At 69.3% G+C, this 14,932-nt stretch carries 12 protein-coding genes; 6 read left to right on the forward strand and 6 right to left on the reverse strand.

Going from position 1 to position 14,932, the window contains the following annotated elements:
• Nucleotides 1-52: 52 nt before the first annotated feature.
• Nucleotides 53-841, forward strand: coding sequence for a hypothetical protein (locus tag ACQ260_RS07570; RefSeq protein ID WP_432558807.1), 789 nt, complete (start codon nt 53-55; stop codon nt 839-841).
• Complete coding sequence (locus ACQ260_RS07575) at nt 841-1,515, forward strand: DUF4097 family beta strand repeat-containing protein (RefSeq protein ID WP_432558808.1); 675 nt, start codon at nt 841-843, stop codon at nt 1,513-1,515. The genes ACQ260_RS07570 and ACQ260_RS07575 overlap by 1 nt, the downstream gene beginning before the upstream one ends.
• Nucleotides 1,516-1,518: 3 nt before the next feature.
• Here ACQ260_RS07575 and ACQ260_RS07580 read toward each other — a convergent pair whose 3' ends face one another.
• Complete coding sequence (locus tag ACQ260_RS07580) at nt 1,519-2,433, reverse strand: right-handed parallel beta-helix repeat-containing protein (protein ID WP_432558809.1); 915 nt, start codon at nt 2,431-2,433, stop codon at nt 1,519-1,521.
• Nucleotides 2,434-2,568: 135 nt separating this feature from the next.
• Between ACQ260_RS07580 and ACQ260_RS07585 the strand changes: the two genes are divergently transcribed.
• Entirely contained in the window at nt 2,569-3,981 is a 1,413-nt protein-coding gene (locus tag ACQ260_RS07585; protein ID WP_432558810.1) for a DNA polymerase IV, read from the forward strand.
• Between the two features lie 56 nt (nt 3,982-4,037).
• Nucleotides 4,038-5,054, forward strand: a complete 1,017-nt coding sequence (locus ACQ260_RS07590; RefSeq protein ID WP_432558811.1) for a M48 family metallopeptidase — start codon at nt 4,038-4,040, stop codon at nt 5,052-5,054.
• Between the two features lie 78 nt (nt 5,055-5,132).
• Here ACQ260_RS07590 and ACQ260_RS07595 read toward each other — a convergent pair whose 3' ends face one another.
• Both ACQ260_RS07595 and ACQ260_RS07600 read right to left on the reverse strand, forming a co-directional pair.
• Nucleotides 5,133-5,810: a GntR family transcriptional regulator gene (locus ACQ260_RS07595; RefSeq protein WP_432558812.1), complete on the reverse strand. Its 678-nt coding sequence runs from the start codon at nt 5,808-5,810 to the stop codon at nt 5,133-5,135.
• 62 nt (nt 5,811-5,872) lie between these two features.
• On the reverse strand, nt 5,873-7,723 hold the full coding sequence (locus ACQ260_RS07600) for an FAD-dependent monooxygenase (RefSeq protein WP_432558813.1): 1,851 nt from the start codon (nt 7,721-7,723) through the stop codon (nt 5,873-5,875).
• A gap of 98 nt (nt 7,724-7,821) precedes the next feature.
• Here ACQ260_RS07600 and ACQ260_RS07605 point away from each other — a divergent pair, with 98 nt between their 5' ends.
• Both ACQ260_RS07605 and ACQ260_RS07610 read left to right on the forward strand, forming a co-directional pair.
• On the forward strand, nt 7,822-9,666 hold the full coding sequence (locus ACQ260_RS07605) for an FAD-dependent monooxygenase (RefSeq protein ID WP_432558814.1): 1,845 nt from the start codon (nt 7,822-7,824) through the stop codon (nt 9,664-9,666).
• Nucleotides 9,663-10,601, forward strand: coding sequence for a 3-carboxyethylcatechol 2,3-dioxygenase (locus ACQ260_RS07610; RefSeq protein ID WP_432558815.1), 939 nt, complete (start codon nt 9,663-9,665; stop codon nt 10,599-10,601). Before ACQ260_RS07605 ends, ACQ260_RS07610 begins: the two co-directional genes overlap by 4 nt.
• Nucleotides 10,602-10,669: 68 nt before the next feature.
• Here ACQ260_RS07610 and ACQ260_RS07615 read toward each other — a convergent pair whose 3' ends face one another.
• From ACQ260_RS07615 to lgt, 3 genes are read right to left on the reverse strand one after another with little or no spacing between them, the layout of a single operon-like run.
• Nucleotides 10,670-12,139: an MDR family MFS transporter gene (locus tag ACQ260_RS07615; protein ID WP_432558816.1), complete on the reverse strand. Its 1,470-nt coding sequence runs from the start codon at nt 12,137-12,139 to the stop codon at nt 10,670-10,672.
• Nucleotides 12,132-13,802 carry a protein kinase domain-containing protein gene (locus ACQ260_RS07620; RefSeq protein ID WP_432558817.1) on the reverse strand — a complete coding sequence of 557 codons (1,671 nt, stop codon included), beginning with the start codon at nt 13,800-13,802 and terminating at the stop codon, nt 12,132-12,134. The genes ACQ260_RS07615 and ACQ260_RS07620 overlap by 8 nt, the downstream gene beginning before the upstream one ends.
• Before the next feature lie 57 nt (nt 13,803-13,859).
• Nucleotides 13,860-14,855, reverse strand: coding sequence for a prolipoprotein diacylglyceryl transferase (lgt, locus tag ACQ260_RS07625; protein ID WP_432558818.1), 996 nt, complete (start codon nt 14,853-14,855; stop codon nt 13,860-13,862).
• Nucleotides 14,856-14,932: the final 77 nt, after the last annotated feature.

Below are 14,932 nucleotides of genomic sequence, written 5' to 3' on the forward strand. Positions count from 1 at the left end.
TTGGCGCCATCAATACCTTGAAATGACGCCACAATGGCGCCATCATGGAGTCATGGAACTTTCCCAATACATAGAGTCCGTCCGCGAGCAGGTCCAACAAGCCACCGCGCTCGCCGACGAGGACACGCAGCAAGTGGCGCAGAAACTCGGCGCCTCCATGGATTCCGCCCTCCGCCTCACCCTCATCCAGGCCCTCTCCGACGCCACCGCCGAGATCAGCGCGGACCTGGCGCCGACGAGTGTGGAAGTACGCATGGCCGGCGCCGACCCCCAGTTCGTCGTGCATCAGGTGACCCCGGCGGCGTACTCCCCCGAGGACGACACCGACGACGATCCGAACGACTTCGACGACGACGGCACAGTGCTCGGCGACGATGATGCCGACGAACCCCTGGCCCGCATCAGCCTCCGCCTCCCCGCTTCGGTGAAGAAGCGCATCGACGAGGTGGCCGCCGAAGAGGGCATCTCGACGAACGCCTGGCTCACCCGCTTGGCCATGAACCGTCTCCAGCGCGCTTCGTTCCGTCGCGGCGGTGGCGACGGTCGCGGTGGTGGCGACGGGCGCGGCGGTGGCGACGGTCGCGGTGGCCGCGGTGGCGAGGGGCGCGGCGAGCGTGGCCGCGAAGGCCGCGGCCGGGGCGATCGGGAGCGCAGCCGCCGAGGCCGCGGGCGCGGACGAGGCTGGGGCGGCCCGGGTCCGTGGGGCCCGCCGCAGTGGCCCGGCCAGCCCGACCCCGGCCAGCCCGGCCCGTGGGGACCGCCCGGTCCCGGTCGTCGGCCGTTCCCGCCCGGCCCGCCGACCGCCGGCGGCTGGGGCAACAGCTATCGGGGGTGGGTGTGATGGAGCACGGGGTGCGGGCGGAGGGGGTACGCCGGCTGGTGCTCAAGGTCCACAGCGGCGCCGTCACCCTCTCGGACTCCGGCGGCACACACGTCGAGGGCACGATCGACACCATTCGGGAACCGCGGATCGATCAGCACGACTCGTGGCTGACGATCCATTCCCGACAGGAGGCCGACGTGCGCCTCGCCGTGCCCACGGGCATCGACGTCGAGATCAGGACGCGCATCGGCAACGTCACGACCCGCGTCGAGTTGGGGAACGTGTCGGTGCTGGCGGGGTCGGGGGACGTGCGTCTTGCTCGCGTCACCGGGCCCACCGAGGTGTCGATCGCCTCCGGCGACCTGGACATCACCGACGTCGATGGCGCCGCCCGGGTCCGCAGCGCTTCGGGCGACATCACGATCGGCCGCGTCGGGCGCGCGCTCGACGCGAAAGCCGGGTCCGGTGACATCACCGTGGCGTCAAACCGCGGCGACCTGTTCGTGAAGGCCGGCTCCGGGAACGTGTCGGTCGGCGTACCCGAAGGAACACCCACCTGGCTCAACCTCAACTCGGCCACCGGCGATGTCCGCGTGCTCCTCCCCGAAACCGAGCCCGATGAGGAATCGGACGACCACGCCAGCATCCAGGTGGTCACCGCGTCGGGCAACATCAAGATCGTGCCGGCCTGACCGTCAGGCGGGTGCGCACTCCACACCGACACACTGGGTCGGGTTCTCAGCGCCGCCGGCAAGATTGCCGGACGCCACGTTGCCGGAACCGCTGACGCCCTCGACGGCGAGGATCCCGAGCCCGGTGTTGCCGGTGGCGATGTTCTTGATCAGCTTCGCGCTGGCGGTGTCGACGTGGATGCCGTCCTCGCGGTTGTCGGCCGCCTCGTTCTTCTCCAGGTGCGCCTCGAGGACTTCCTTGCCCACGAAGATGCCGTCGTAGTTCCCGGCCACCTCGTTCTTCACGATCGTGACCGCGCGCGCATTGTCGAAGGCGCCGATCCCGTGCCGGACGCTGCCGGTGACGGTGTTCTTCTCGATGAAGTTGCTGGTGGTGTACCCCGCAATCGAGATCCCCCACACCGCCTCCGGCACGGTGTTCTTGACCACGTAGTTGTTGGTCGTCGCCCCCAGCCGAATGCCGTCGCGCTGCTCGGCGGTGGCGGTGTTCTTCTCGATCAGGTGGTAGCCGCCCCCGCCGACGTTGATGCCGCGGTCGATTCCGTGCACGGTGAGCCCGGTGAGCGTCACGCGCATCGACTGCTGGACCTCGACGCCCACGTGGAAACCGGTGATCGTCCCGTTGCGGACCACGACGTTGTTCTGGCCCGTGAAGCGAATGCCCGCCAGGCCCCGCTCGCCGCCGCCGGCGAGGGTGTGGCCGTTGAGGTCGAGGACCAGCGGTTCGGCCTCGGCGCCGCTGGCGGCGATGGTGAGACCGTCGCCGTCCTCGCCGGTGCAGTGGAGGTCCCGGGTCAGCTGGGTGGAGGCCGTGATCAGGTCACCGCAGCCGACGTCCTCGGCTGCCACCGCGGGCACCCCGACGGAGGCGAGCGCCAGAACTCCGGCGGCCGCGGACAGACGTGAACCAACGTGCATGACTCCCCCCGATGCGGTCATCCGGAACTATCCGATCAAGCGACGCGCCGTTGGTCAAGCCATCAATTCGGCCCCCACCCGTTTCGGGACAACCGGACCGGCGGTCAGGAACGGTGGGCGGGGCAGAATGCGGGTGTGCGCACCCGTCCTTCGATCCTCCACCTGGACCTGGATGCGTTCTTCGCCGCCGTCGAGCAGCGGGACAAACCATCGCTGCGCGGGAAGCCCGTGATCGTCGGCGGCATCGGCCAGCGCGGGGTGGTCGCGACGGCGTCCTATGAGGCGCGGGTGTTCGGCGTACGTTCCGCCATGCCCACCCACGAAGCCCGCCGCCGCTGCCCGCACGCCGCGTTCCTGAGCGGGCGGTTCGCGGCCTATCGGGAGGCGAGTCAGCACGTGATGAAGGCGCTGCGGGCGATCTCGCCGCTGGTGGAGCCGCTGTCGATGGACGAGGCGTTCGTGGATCTCGCCGCGTCGCCACGGGGATTGGAGTTCACGGTCGAGGCGCTCACGGACCTGGTGCGTGAGCTGAAGACCGAGGTGTCGGCCCGCACGGGCGGGTTGACGGCGTCGGTCGGGATCGGCTCGTCCAAGTTCATCGCCAAGCTCGCCACCGAGCTCGACAAGCCCGACGGTCTCCGGATCGTCGAGCCCGGCACGGAAGTCACGCTGATCGCCCCCATGTCGGTGCGGGTCATCCCGGGCGTGGGGCCGGCGACGGGTGAGCGGTTGGGGAGGTTGGGGGTACGCACGGTCGCCGATCTCCAGGCCATGACATCGGCGGAACTGGTGCGGGAGCTGGGCAGGGCCGCCGGCGCCAACCTGCACGAATTGGCATTCGCGCGCGACGACCGGCCGGTGGTGGCCGAGCGCGAGGCGAAGTCGATCTCCGTGGAGGACACGTTCGAGCACGACGAGCGCGATCCGGCCAAGCTTGCCGCCCTGCTCGAGCGGGACGCGGCCGAGGTGGCGACGCGCGTGCGCGCGGGGCGACTGTTCGCACGGACGGTGACGATCAAGGTGCGGCGGCCGGATTTCACCACGTGGACCCGGTCAAGGACCCTCGACGGCGCGACCGACCGGGCTGAGGTGATCGCCCGGGTGGCGAGGGAACTGCTTTCCGGATTGGACCTCAGCGAGGGGGTGCGGCTTATCGGGGTCGGCGTGGCCGGGCTCACCCATGTCGCGCAGGAGGAGCTGTTCTCGCCGGACGGGGAGTCGCTGGACGGGGCAATGCCGAACGGGGAGTCGCCGGACGGGGTCACGTCGCACGGGGACGCGCTGGACGCGAACGGGGTGGACACGACAGTCGTCACCACCGCGGCGGATGTGGCCGGCGCGGGGACCCCGCCCGCCGACACCCGGATCCGGCGCCGTCCGACGACGTGGCTCCCGGGCGTCGATGTGGTGCATGACGAGTTCGGCGCGGGTTGGGTGTGGGGCGCTGGTCTCGGCCGGGTGACCGTGCGGTTCGAGACGGCCGAAACCGGGCCGGGACCCGTGCGTACCCTCCCCGCCAACGACCCCGCCCTCCGCCTCCGCTTCTGAGCCGGCGCCGGCCGGGGCCGAGGTCGAAGGAACCCGGGACGGGCCAGAATGGCACGGTGACCGAGAACAGCAGGCCCATCCGCAACCGCATCGTCCTCACCGAGATCTCCTCCCGCGCCTGGGAGCACCCCGCCGATCGCGGCGCGCTGGTCGCCCTGCGCAAGTTGCACGGGTTCGACACGTTCGTGCGCAAGCTGTCGGGGTTCCTCAACGAGCGCATGGTGAAGATGCTCCTGCTCGGCTCGTGTGTGCGGGTGAGCGAGCGGCAGTTCCCGCGGGTGCACCGCCTCTATGCCGAAGCCGCCGCCGCCCTCGACGCTCCCGGGCTCCCGGAGCTGTTCGTGCAGGCCTCACCGCGGCTCAACGCGATGACGATCGGCGTGGACAGCCCCAAGATCGTGATCGACTCCGCGCTGGTCGACCTGATGCACGACGACGAACTCCGGTTCGTGCTCGGCCACGAGCTGGGTCACGCGCTGAGTGGACATGCGCTCTATCGGACGTTGTTGGCGTACATGATCCGGTTCGGCACCAACTTCGCCGGCATTCCGATCGGCTATTGGGGCATCCGTGCGATCAGCGCGGCGCTGGCGGAGTGGGCGCGGAAGGCGGAGCTGTCGAGCGACCGCGCAGGACTGCTGTCCACCCAGGACGTGGCCGCCGCGATCCGCGTGCAGATGAAGATCGCATCCGGCGGTCATCTGCAGGATCTCGATCAGACGGAGTTCCTGGAGCAGGCACGGGAATACGAGGAAACCGAGGACCTGCGCGACTCGGTGATGAAGTTCATGCTCGTGGAGGGTGCGACGCATCCGATGAACGTCGTCCGCGCCGGCGAACTCCGCCGCTGGGTGGACTCGGGCCACTATGCCGAGATCCTCGCGGGCAGTTATCCCCGTCGCAGCGAGGACAAGGACGCGAAGATCTCCGCCGAGGCCCAGGCCGCGGCCGAGTCCTATCTGTCCGCCTTCCGCTCCTCCCAGGACGCGATCGCACGGTTGATGCGGGACCTCGGCGAGGGCGTCGGCGAGTTCGGCCGGTGGGTCGGCGGCAGGTTCCGCGGCCAGGGCTGAGTCGAGCGTCAGCAGTTCTTCTGCGGGACCACCAGCGGCACCGGCCCCGACGGGACGCATGTCACGTCCCCCGGCCGGTCAAGCCAGCTGATGCCCGCCGAGTGGGGAGGTGAGAACGTGCAGGCGCATGGCCTCCTCCGCCGCTTCCGGGTCACGGCGGCGGATGGCGTCGAGCACCTCTCGGTGTCCGTGGTTGCGCTCGGCCAGGCGCCCGCTGAACCCGCGGCCATGGGTGACGATGAGGAAATCGCTGAGGTCGAACAGGTCATAGCTGATGTCCGCCGCGAGCGCTGAACGCCCCATCGCATGGATCAGCGAGTGGACCTCGCGATTGCCGCGGCGATAGCCGAGCTGCCCGACCTCGTCCGGTGAACCCTCCAGCTGCTCGAGTTCCTCGCACAACACTTCGAGCTCAGCCATCTCAGCTTCGGTGCCGAACTGGGCGGCGCGATTGGCCATGGAGCCCTCGCACCGGGCGAAGAACCAGAAGAACGCTTCGACTTCATGGGCGCTGAAGTCCCGCACCCGCACGCCCACCTGCGGCTGGATCTCCACCAGCCGGTCGCCGGCCAAGGCGCGCAGCGCCTCCATGACCGGCTGTTTGCTCACCCCGAACTCCGTGCACAGGTCGTTGACGACCAGCGCTGACCCCGGCTGATGGGCCCCGGCCAGGAGTTGTTGCTTCAACTCGTCATAGACCTGGTGCGCCAGCCGCCCCCCGATAACCGCAGCCCTGCTGCCCGGCGCAAAACGCATGAACCGGATCCTAGTCCCCGGTGACCGGCGCATTCGCTCTGCACGAGCCCCGGCCGGGCGCCTCAGAGCGTGCCAAGTTCCTCACCCAGCGATCGCTCGCGTGGGCCACCGGGAAGGTCCGCCGTCCGAGGCACGACGGGCCGGGACGTCGCGCCGTCAGCCCCGACGGGGATCGGCGCGCCGAGCACACGATCCAACACGTCCGCCAGCATTCGCGTCGCCACCTTGGGGTCGAAGACGGCGTCGGAGCATCGCCAGGCAACGTACCCATCCGGCCGCACCAACACCGCCCCCGCCTCGTCGATCTCCCGCACCCGGGCCCAAGCGCCATAGAGGTCCTGATAGTCGTCCTCACCGATGACGATCGTCCGCAGGCATTCCCGCTCGCTCCGCCAGGCGGCTTCGACCCACGCCTGCCCGGACAGTCCGGTGACGAGGGAGAAGATCCCGCGGCCGGTGATGTCGAGGGTGGAGGTACGCCGCCCATCCCGGTTCACCAACCAGGCATGGGGCAGCTTCGCCCCGGGCCTCGTGGTGGCCTGGAGATAGAGCTGCGGATCCCGCGCGAACACCTCCGGCGCGTCCTGGTCCGGCACGACGGCAGTGGAGACATACCGCTGATTGAGCTCCACCCCCTGCGCGTTGAACTCATAGTTCTTGAGGTCCATCGCCGCCTGCAGCTCGGCCCGCGCCGCGGCCCCTTCCGGCGACCGGTCGCGCAGCTTCGCGACCCCGGCAGCGACGGGATCGTCCCCCTCGGCGGCGAACGCAGCACGCAGCGGCGCATAGTCGAACCGCGACTGGTTCGCCCGCTCGACGATCTGCTTCCCCACCGGCGCGCGCTCGTCGGAATAGGTCTGCAACAGCTCGAGCCCCGCGTACCCCTTCACCACATAAGCCAGCTTCCACCCCAGGTTGAACGCATCCTGAATGCAGGTGTTCGACCCGAGCCCGCTCGACGGTGGATGCCGGTGCACGGCATCGCCACCGCAGAAGACGCGCCCGCGGCTGTAGTCCGTCGCGTATTGCTGATTCACATACCAGGGCGACACCCACTGCACGTTCACGCGCAGGTCGGGGTCGCCGACCAGCGTCCGGATGGTGTCCGCGGCGCGCTGTTCGTCGAGGTCCGGCTCGCCCTTGGTCTGGTCGAAGCCCCAGCCCGCCATCCATTGATCCCAGGGGCGGACGGCCCGGAGCACGCCGAGGCCCAACTCCCCGAAACCCGTCGCCGGCTGGAGCAGATAGTGGAGGATGCTGGGGCGATGCGCCACGAGCTCGGTGAGATCGGCGTGGAACATCGCATAGATCTGCCCCGCCCGCGCCTGCTGGCCGACGATCTCGAGCCCGATCTCCTCCGCGATCTGCGACCGCGCGCCGTCGGCCCCGACCAGGAACCGCGCCCGCTGCGTGAACTCCATCCCGGTCACCTCGTCGACCATCCGCACGGTGACGCCGTCGGCGTCCTGCTCGTGCCCGAGATAGGTCACCCCGAACCGGAACACCGCGCCCCGCGCTGCCGCCTTGGACACGACGATCGGCTCCATCAGCGGCTGCCCGAGATCCAGCAGTCCGCACGGGCTGCCGAGCAGATAGTCGGTTCGCCGTTCGTCGCCGGTCCCCCACGTGCGCAGGCGCGCGACCTCGGGCCCGGTCAGGCTGGTGGCGAAGATGTGGTCGCCCATGAGCTCCCACGGCGTGCCCGCCGCCTTCGCCTCCTCCTCGATCCCCAGGTCCCGGAACACCTCGAGCGCGCGCTGGTTCATCACGTGGGCGCGTGGGCTGTGCGCGACCCAGTTCCATCTGGAGATGGTGAGCACCCGTACGCCGTAGGTCGCCAGGGCCAGCGCCGTCGTCCCGCCCATCGGCCCTGCCCCGACCACGATGACGTCGGTGTCGAAGTCCTGCGTCATGATCGTGTCCCCTTTGACTCGGCCTCGCACCGATCAACTCTGGCGCGCTGAAATACTAGCATGTTAGTGTTCGTGCATCGCAAGACAGAGGAGACGCGATGACTGCAACGAAGCAGCAGCCCGAGGTGCTCGTGGTCGGCGCCGGCCCGTTCGGGGTGACCACGGCCCTGGCGCTGGCGCAACTGGGCGTCCGCGTCCGCATGATCTCCCGCACCCCCTGGGTCGCCAACACACCGCGCGCCCACATCACCAGCCAGCGCACGATGGAGGTCTTCCGGGACCTCGGCGTCGAGGAGGCGGCCACCAAGGTCGCGACCCCGTGGGACCAGATGGGCGACTCGCTGCTCGCGATCAGCCTCACCGGTCCGGAGCTTGCCCGCATGCCGTCCTGGGGCGCCGGGTTCGCGCGGCACGGGGACTATCGGCGCCACAGCCCGTGTGACTATCTCGACATCCCGCAGGATCGCATCGAGCCGGTGCTTGTCGACGCGGCCGGCCAGGCGGGCGTCACGATCACCTATCACACCGAGTTGGTCTCGTTCGCGGCCGATGAGGACGGTGTGTCGGCGACGTTGCGCAACACGCTGACGGGGGCCGAGGAGGAGGTGCGCACGGCATATCTCGTGGGCGCCGATGGCGCGCGCTCACGGGTTGCGGAGGGCATCGGGCTGCCGTTCGAGGGGCATGTGAGTCGAGCGGGGACGCTCTACACGCAGTTCCGCTGCGACCTCAGCGCCTACGTCGCCCACCGTCCGAGCATCCTGCACTGGTTCGTGAACCCCGAGATGGCGGTCGGCGAGATCGGGCTCGGCCTGCTGCGGTGCACCAAGCCCTGGACGGAGTGGATCTGCGGGTGGGGCTTCCTGATCGAGGACGGCGTGCCCGAGATCACCGACGAGGAGATCACCCGTCGGGTGCGGGCGCTGGTTGGCGTCCCCGATCTCGAGATCGACATCTTCAACCGGATGGTCTGGTATGTGAACCAGCAGTACGCGACGCAGTACAGCCACGGACGTGTCCTCTGCGGCGGCGACGCCACCCACCGGCATCCGCCGTCGAGCGGGCTGGGGCTGAATACCTGTGTGCAGGATGGCCACAATCTCGCCTGGAAGCTCGCCTATGTGCTGCAGGGTCGCGCCGGTGAGGAACTCCTGGAGTCCTATTCGGCCGAGCGTGCTCCGGTGGGCAAGCAGATCGTGCTGCGCGCGAACCAGTCGCGGCTCGACTATGCGGCGATCCGGGAGTGCATCGACATGAGCGGCGACGCCGACCCGGCCACCAACATCGTCACCAATCTCAACGCCCCGACCGAGCGGGGCATCGAGCTGCGGCAGAAGCTGGAGGACGCGCTGCAGCTCAAGGAGACGGAGTTCAACGCGGAGGGGGTGGAGAAGAATCACCGATACCACTCCACCGCGGTCATCCCCGATCCCACCCTGGGCGACGAGGTCTGGCAGCACGATCCCCAGACGCACCACCAGCCGACCACGCGGCCGGGCGCGAAGATCCCGCATGCCTGGCTCGTCGGGTCCGACGGACACCGCCGGTCGACGCTCGATGTCGTGGGTGCCGGGTCGTTCACGGTGGTGTCGGGTCCCGCGGGCACGGCGTGGCGGGCCGCCGTCGACGCGCTCGGGCTGCCGTGGCTCGGGTGTGTCCTGATCGGCGCCGATCCGGAGGCCCGCGATCCCTATCACGACTGGCGGCGGCAGCGGGAGATCCACGAGGCGGGTGCACTCCTCGTGCGGCCGGACGGTGTCGTGGCGTGGCGTACGCCTGAACCCATCTGGGACCCCGCCCACGCCGAACGGCTCCTGTCCGAAGCGCTCGACCGGGTGCTCGCACGGGACCGGCCGGCGGCCGAGGCGGAGTCCGAGGCCCCGGACCTGCATCGCGCCGACCCCACCCCGCCGTCCTCATTGGCCAAGGAAGAGGTCTCATGAGCGTCTCGCTGGTGTGCATGTCGCACACGCCGCTGATGAACTTCACGGAGCCGGCGGCGGGCGTACGCGACGACTTCAACGCCCTCCTCGAACGGGTCCGCGCGTTCGTCACGGAGGTGCGGCCGACGCTCGTCGTGTCGTTCTTCCCCGACCATTTCAACGGGTTCTTCTATGACCTGATGCCGCCATACGCCGTGTGCCTGGCCGCCCGCGCGGTCGGCGATTTCGACACGGCGAGTGGGGCGTTGCCGGTGGCCGGGGAGACGGGGTACGCGATGGCGCGCTTTCTCGCTGAACGGGACCTGGACGTCACGATCTCCCGCGGGGCGGAGGTTGATCACGGGGCCGTGCAGGTCCCGGCGCTGATCGGCGCCGACGAGGTGGCGACGGTCCCCGTGTTCGTGAACTCCGTCGCGCCGCCGTTCGTGCCGATGCGCCGGATCAGGAGACTGGGGGCGGCGATCGGGGATTTCCTGGCCGGGCTGGACGAGCGGGTCCTCATCATCGGCTCGGGCGGGCTGTCCCATGACCCGCCGGTGCCGCGCTGGGCGACGGCGACGGAGCAGCAGCGGGAGTTCCTGCTCGCCGGGCGGAATCCGACGGCCGAGGCTCGTGCGGCCCGCCAGGCGCGGACGATCGAGGCGGGGCGGGCGTACGCTCGCGGCGAGGGCACCATCCAGGAACTCAATCCCGCCTGGGATGCGGCGTTCCTCGATCTGTGTGCTGCCGGGGATCCGACGGCCTTTGATGAGCTGGAGGCCGACGCGATGGCCGAGGCAGCGGGGAACTCGTCACACGAGGTGCGGTGCTGGGTGGCCGCGTTCTCCGCGCTGGCGGCGGTGGGGCCGTTCGAGGTCCACGAGCGCTGGTATCGCGCGATTCCCGAATGGATCGCCGGCTTCGGCTGCCTGACCGCCACGACCGGCGCGCGGTAAACCGTTCCGCCTCGCGGCTCCCCGCCGGGATGGGGTCGGCGCGCTGCGGATCTGATCCGGAATCTGGATCAGACCCGTACTGCCGGCGGTGTAGCGGGCTTGCGCAGCAGGAGGCCGAGCAGGATCGCGCCCATGGCGATGAAGCCGGCGAGGGTGAAGGTGGCGTGCGTGCCGTGCAGCAACGCCTCCACCCGACCAATCCCGGCGCGCTCCAACCCGGCAGCCCGCTGCGCCATCACGGTGATCAACAGCGCGGAACCGGCCGCGCCGCCCACCTGCTGCAGGGTCCCGACGAGCGCGGACCCGTGTGAATAGAGCTTCGGGTTCAGATCGTTCAGCGCCGCGGTGAACGTCGGGGTGAACATGAACGACAGTGACAACGACAGCACCACGTGGATCCCGATCAGCACGACGATCGGCGTGCTCGTCGACGTCACCCACGTCAACGTGAAGATCATCAGCGTCATCGTCGAGGCAGCGGGCACCACCAGCACCCGCGCTCCGAACCGGTCGAACAGGCGACCGATCAGCGGTCCGAGCAGGCCCATCGCGAGGCCACCGGGCAGCAACAGCAAACCGGTGGTCATCGTGTTGAGGCCGCGTACGTCCTGCAAATAGATCGGGAACACCAGCGCAACGCCCATGAGCGACAGGAACCCGATCATCAACAGGCCGATGCCGACGGTGAAGTTGTGGTGTTTGAAGGTGCGGAGGTCGAGGAACGGCTGATCCACCCGCTGCAGCGCCAGCTGCCGGAGGACGAACAGCACCAGGCTCACCGCGCCCACGCCGAGCGACGTGACCAGCACGGTCGTCCCGGCAGGATCGCCGACCTTGTTCAGCGCGAACACGAGGCCACCGAATCCCAGGCCGGACAGCACCACCGAGAGTGGATCCAGCCGCTGGGGTCGCCGCTCCCCCACGTCGACCAGTCGCCAGGCGCCGACGAGCAGCATGGTGACCGCGATCGGCAGCATCACGAAGAAGATCCACCGCCAGGACGCGACCTGCAGGATCAACCCGGAGACCGTCGGTCCCATCGCGGGCGCCATGGACATGACGATCGACACGAAGCCCATGACCTGACCGCGACGATGCACGGGCACGAGCTGCAGGATGGTGGTCATCAGCAGGGGCATCATGATCGCCGTGCCGCTGCCCTGCACCAGCCGCGCGATCAGCAGCGGCGCGAAGCCGGGCGCGAAGCCCGCCATCAGCGTCCCGAGCGAGAACAGGCCCATCGCCGCGAGGAAAATCTGGCGGGTGGTGAACCGGTTCAGCAGGAACCCGGTGGTGGGGATGACAACGGCCATGGCGAGCATGAAGCCGGTGGAGACCCACTGAGCGGTCTGCGCGGAGATGTTCAGTTCGTGCATCAGGGACGGCAGCGCGACCGCCATCGTGGTCTCGTTGAGGATCACGACGAACGCCGCGCCGAGCATGAGCCCGATCACGGACCAGGGGGTGCGCTCCTCGGGCACACGCGAATCGCCCCGCCCGTCGGATGCGACGGCGGGGCCGGTGGGGTTGTCAGTCATCCAGGGCTGCCTCGACTGCTCGTGTCAGGGTCTTGCTCTCGGATTTGGAGATGATGCCCTGATCTTCCAGTTGTTCAGCGAACTTCTCGAAGGTCTTGGCATCACCGATGACTTTCGCCTGGGTCCATGCCGCGGTGAGGGCCGGCCTGATGGCTCGGCTTCCGACGTTCGCGATTGCATTCTGCACCGCGTTTTCGCCGGACGCACCTTCGTTTCCATTCCCGCCTTGGTCGCCGTTCCCGTCGTTGCCGTTGCCACCGGGGTTGTCGGTGGTCGGGGCCTCGGTGGGCGGTGCGGTGGTCTCCGCTTCGGTCGTGGTGGGCGCGGCTGAGGGCCTGCGTACCGTCGGAACCGTCGTCGGGATCACCGGACGCGTGGTCGCCGGCCGGGTGGTCGTCGGGGCCTGGGTGGTGGTGGTCGGAGCGGGCGAGGGCGTCACCGGGACGGGCGACTGGGGGGCGGTGTTGTCGCCGAACAGCAGGTACGCCCCCGCAACGCCGATCGCCAGCAACAGCAGGATCACCGCGATGATGCCGCCGACGGGGCTCTTGCGTCGCCGGCGCTCCACGCGCCGATCGTCATGGTCCGGCACCACGGGCGGCGGCGGGACCGGACGGACCGGCGGCCGAGCGGGCGCGACCGGCTGCGCGGGGGCCTGCGGCTCGGTGTCCCAGGCGCTCTCGCGGAAGGTCGCGCGGCGCGGGGCGCTGTCACCGTACGCCGCCGTCCCCCCGGTCAACGGCGAGGTGCCGTCGGCATAGAGCACAGTCGCGTCGGGAACGGCCCCGGCACCCGCCGAGCCCGCCATCATGATCGTGGCCGCATCGGGATCGCCGGTGCCGCGACCGAAGGGGTCCGCGGCCAGATCCCGGAGCTGCGCGACGACCTGCGCGCCCGTCGGCCGGTCGGCCGGTTCCTTGGCGAGCAGTTCGGACACGAGTCGGTCGAGGGCGAACGGCACCTCCGGCCGACGCTCGGACAGGAACGGTGGCCGTCCGTTGATCTGCTGGTTCGCCACCGCGAGCGGTTCGCCGGTGAACGGCGGGCTCCCGGTGAACATGGTGGTCATGAGGCAGCCCAGCGCATACCAGTCCGACTTGTCGGTGGCGCCTTCGCCGGCGGCTTGTTCGGGCGACATGTACGCCGCCGTCCCCAGCGCGGTCGCCGGGGCCGTGAGGGTCGCGCCGAGGTTGCGGGCGAGCTGGGCGATGCCGAAGTCGACGAGCTTGACCTGGTCATGGTGATACATCACATTGCCGGGCTTGATGTCCCGGTGCACGATGCCGATCTTGTGCGCGGTGAGCAGGGCCCGCGCGACCTCGAGGGCCACGTTGAGGCCTTCGGCGATGTCCATGGGCCCGTGGTCGTGGATGACCCGCGCCAAGGTAGGGCCGCTGAGCAGTTCCATCACCAGATAGGCGGTGGTCTTGTCGACGCCGGCGTCATAGACCTGCACGATGTTCGGCGCCGAGAGTCCGGCGGTCGCAATTGCCTCGCGTCGGAACCGCTCCCGGGCGGTGGGTTCCTGCGCGGTGAGGTCGACGGTCTTGATGGCGACGATTCGCTCCAGCACGCGGTCGCGACCGCGCCACACCTGGCCCATGCCGCCACCCGCGATCTTCTCGGTCAGCTCATAGCGACCAGCGAGCAGATCCGGATTCATGGGCTCCATCCTGACATGCAGACCGGATGATTCCGACTCGCAGTTCCACCGCGCACGTCAGGCCTTGTGCTCGGGTTCGTCGTCTGCTTGTCCGTCGGTGCCGGCCGGGTCAGAAACGGCCCAGTCAGAAGCAGCCGGATCGGAAGCAGCCGGGTCGGAGCCGGCCGAGTCTGCGTCAGCCTCGGCGTCGTCGGCAGCAACCCGCGAGGTCGGCGTCCGCACCGCGATCGGCGGATGGATGTTGAAGCGCCGGGCCCACAGCCACAGGGCGAGGCCACCGAGGATCATCGGCACGGACAACCATTGGCCCATGGTCAGGCCGAGGCCGAGCGTACCCAAGAAGTCATCCGGCTCCCTGAAGAACTCCGCCGCGAAACGGAAGACCCCATAGCCGACCAGGAACGCGGCGGAGACGGCACCACGCGGCCGCTCGCGCCGCGCGTACGCCCACAACAGCGCCGCCAGCAACAGTCCCTCGCCGAGCAGCTGATAGATCTGCGACGGATGCCGCGGATCGGGTCCGGCGGCCGGGAAGATCATCGCCCAGGGCAGTTCGGGCGAGGCGACGCGGCCCCAGAGCTCGCCGTTGATGAAGTTGCCGAGCCGGCCGGCGGCCAGCCCGGTCGGGATGGCGGGCACCAGGAAGTCGGCGACCTCCAGCAGCGGCCGCTTGGTGCGCCAGGCATAGATGATCATGCCGATGATCACGCCGAGCGCACCGCCGTGGAAGCTCATGCCGCCCTCCCAGAGATAGAGGATCTCCAGGGGGTTCGCGAGATAGTGGGCAGGTTTGTAGAAGAGGCAGTAGCCCAACCGCCCGCCCACGATCACACCGGTGATCGCGACGAACAGCAGGTCCTCGATGGTGTCGCGCGTCCAGGGCTTGGGGTCGACGATCCGGTTGAACGGCTCGTGCTTCAGCCGCGCCCGCAGCAGGACATAGCCGAGGCCGAACCCCAGGAGATACATCACCGCATACCAATGCACGGTCAACGGCCCGAGACGGAAGGCGACCGGGTCGATGTCCGGGAAGTGCAGCACAAGGGGGTTCACGGTCGCCCAGTGTGCCACGTGGACCTGACAGTTCCCTGCGGTTCGGTTTTATCGCGAGACCAGCACTGCCCGGTCAG

Origin of the sequence: Ammonicoccus luteus (assembly GCF_050880385.1) — a bacterium.
GTDB lineage: Bacteria > Actinomycetota > Actinomycetes > Propionibacteriales > Propionibacteriaceae > Enemella.

Excerpts from the sequence above, each read along its gene's own strand:
- ACQ260_RS07570 (WP_432558807.1), top strand. The coding sequence starts at position 53 with ATGGAACTTTCCCAATACATAGAGTCCGTCCGCGAGCAGGTCCAACAA.
- ACQ260_RS07600 (WP_432558813.1), bottom strand. The coding sequence starts at position 7,723 with ATGACGCAGGACTTCGACACCGACGTCATCGTGGTCGGGGCAGGGCCG.
- ACQ260_RS07580 (WP_432558809.1), bottom strand. The coding sequence starts at position 2,433 with ATGCACGTTGGTTCACGTCTGTCCGCGGCCGCCGGAGTTCTGGCGCTC.
- ACQ260_RS07615 (WP_432558816.1), bottom strand. The coding sequence starts at position 12,139 with ATGACTGACAACCCCACCGGCCCCGCCGTCGCATCCGACGGGCGGGGC.
- ACQ260_RS07605 (WP_432558814.1), top strand. The coding sequence starts at position 7,822 with ATGACTGCAACGAAGCAGCAGCCCGAGGTGCTCGTGGTCGGCGCCGGC.
- ACQ260_RS07620 (WP_432558817.1), bottom strand. The coding sequence starts at position 13,802 with ATGAATCCGGATCTGCTCGCTGGTCGCTATGAGCTGACCGAGAAGATC.
- ACQ260_RS07595 (WP_432558812.1), bottom strand. The coding sequence starts at position 5,810 with ATGCGTTTTGCGCCGGGCAGCAGGGCTGCGGTTATCGGGGGGCGGCTG.
- ACQ260_RS07610 (WP_432558815.1), top strand. The coding sequence starts at position 9,663 with ATGAGCGTCTCGCTGGTGTGCATGTCGCACACGCCGCTGATGAACTTC.
- ACQ260_RS07575 (WP_432558808.1), top strand. The coding sequence starts at position 841 with ATGGAGCACGGGGTGCGGGCGGAGGGGGTACGCCGGCTGGTGCTCAAG.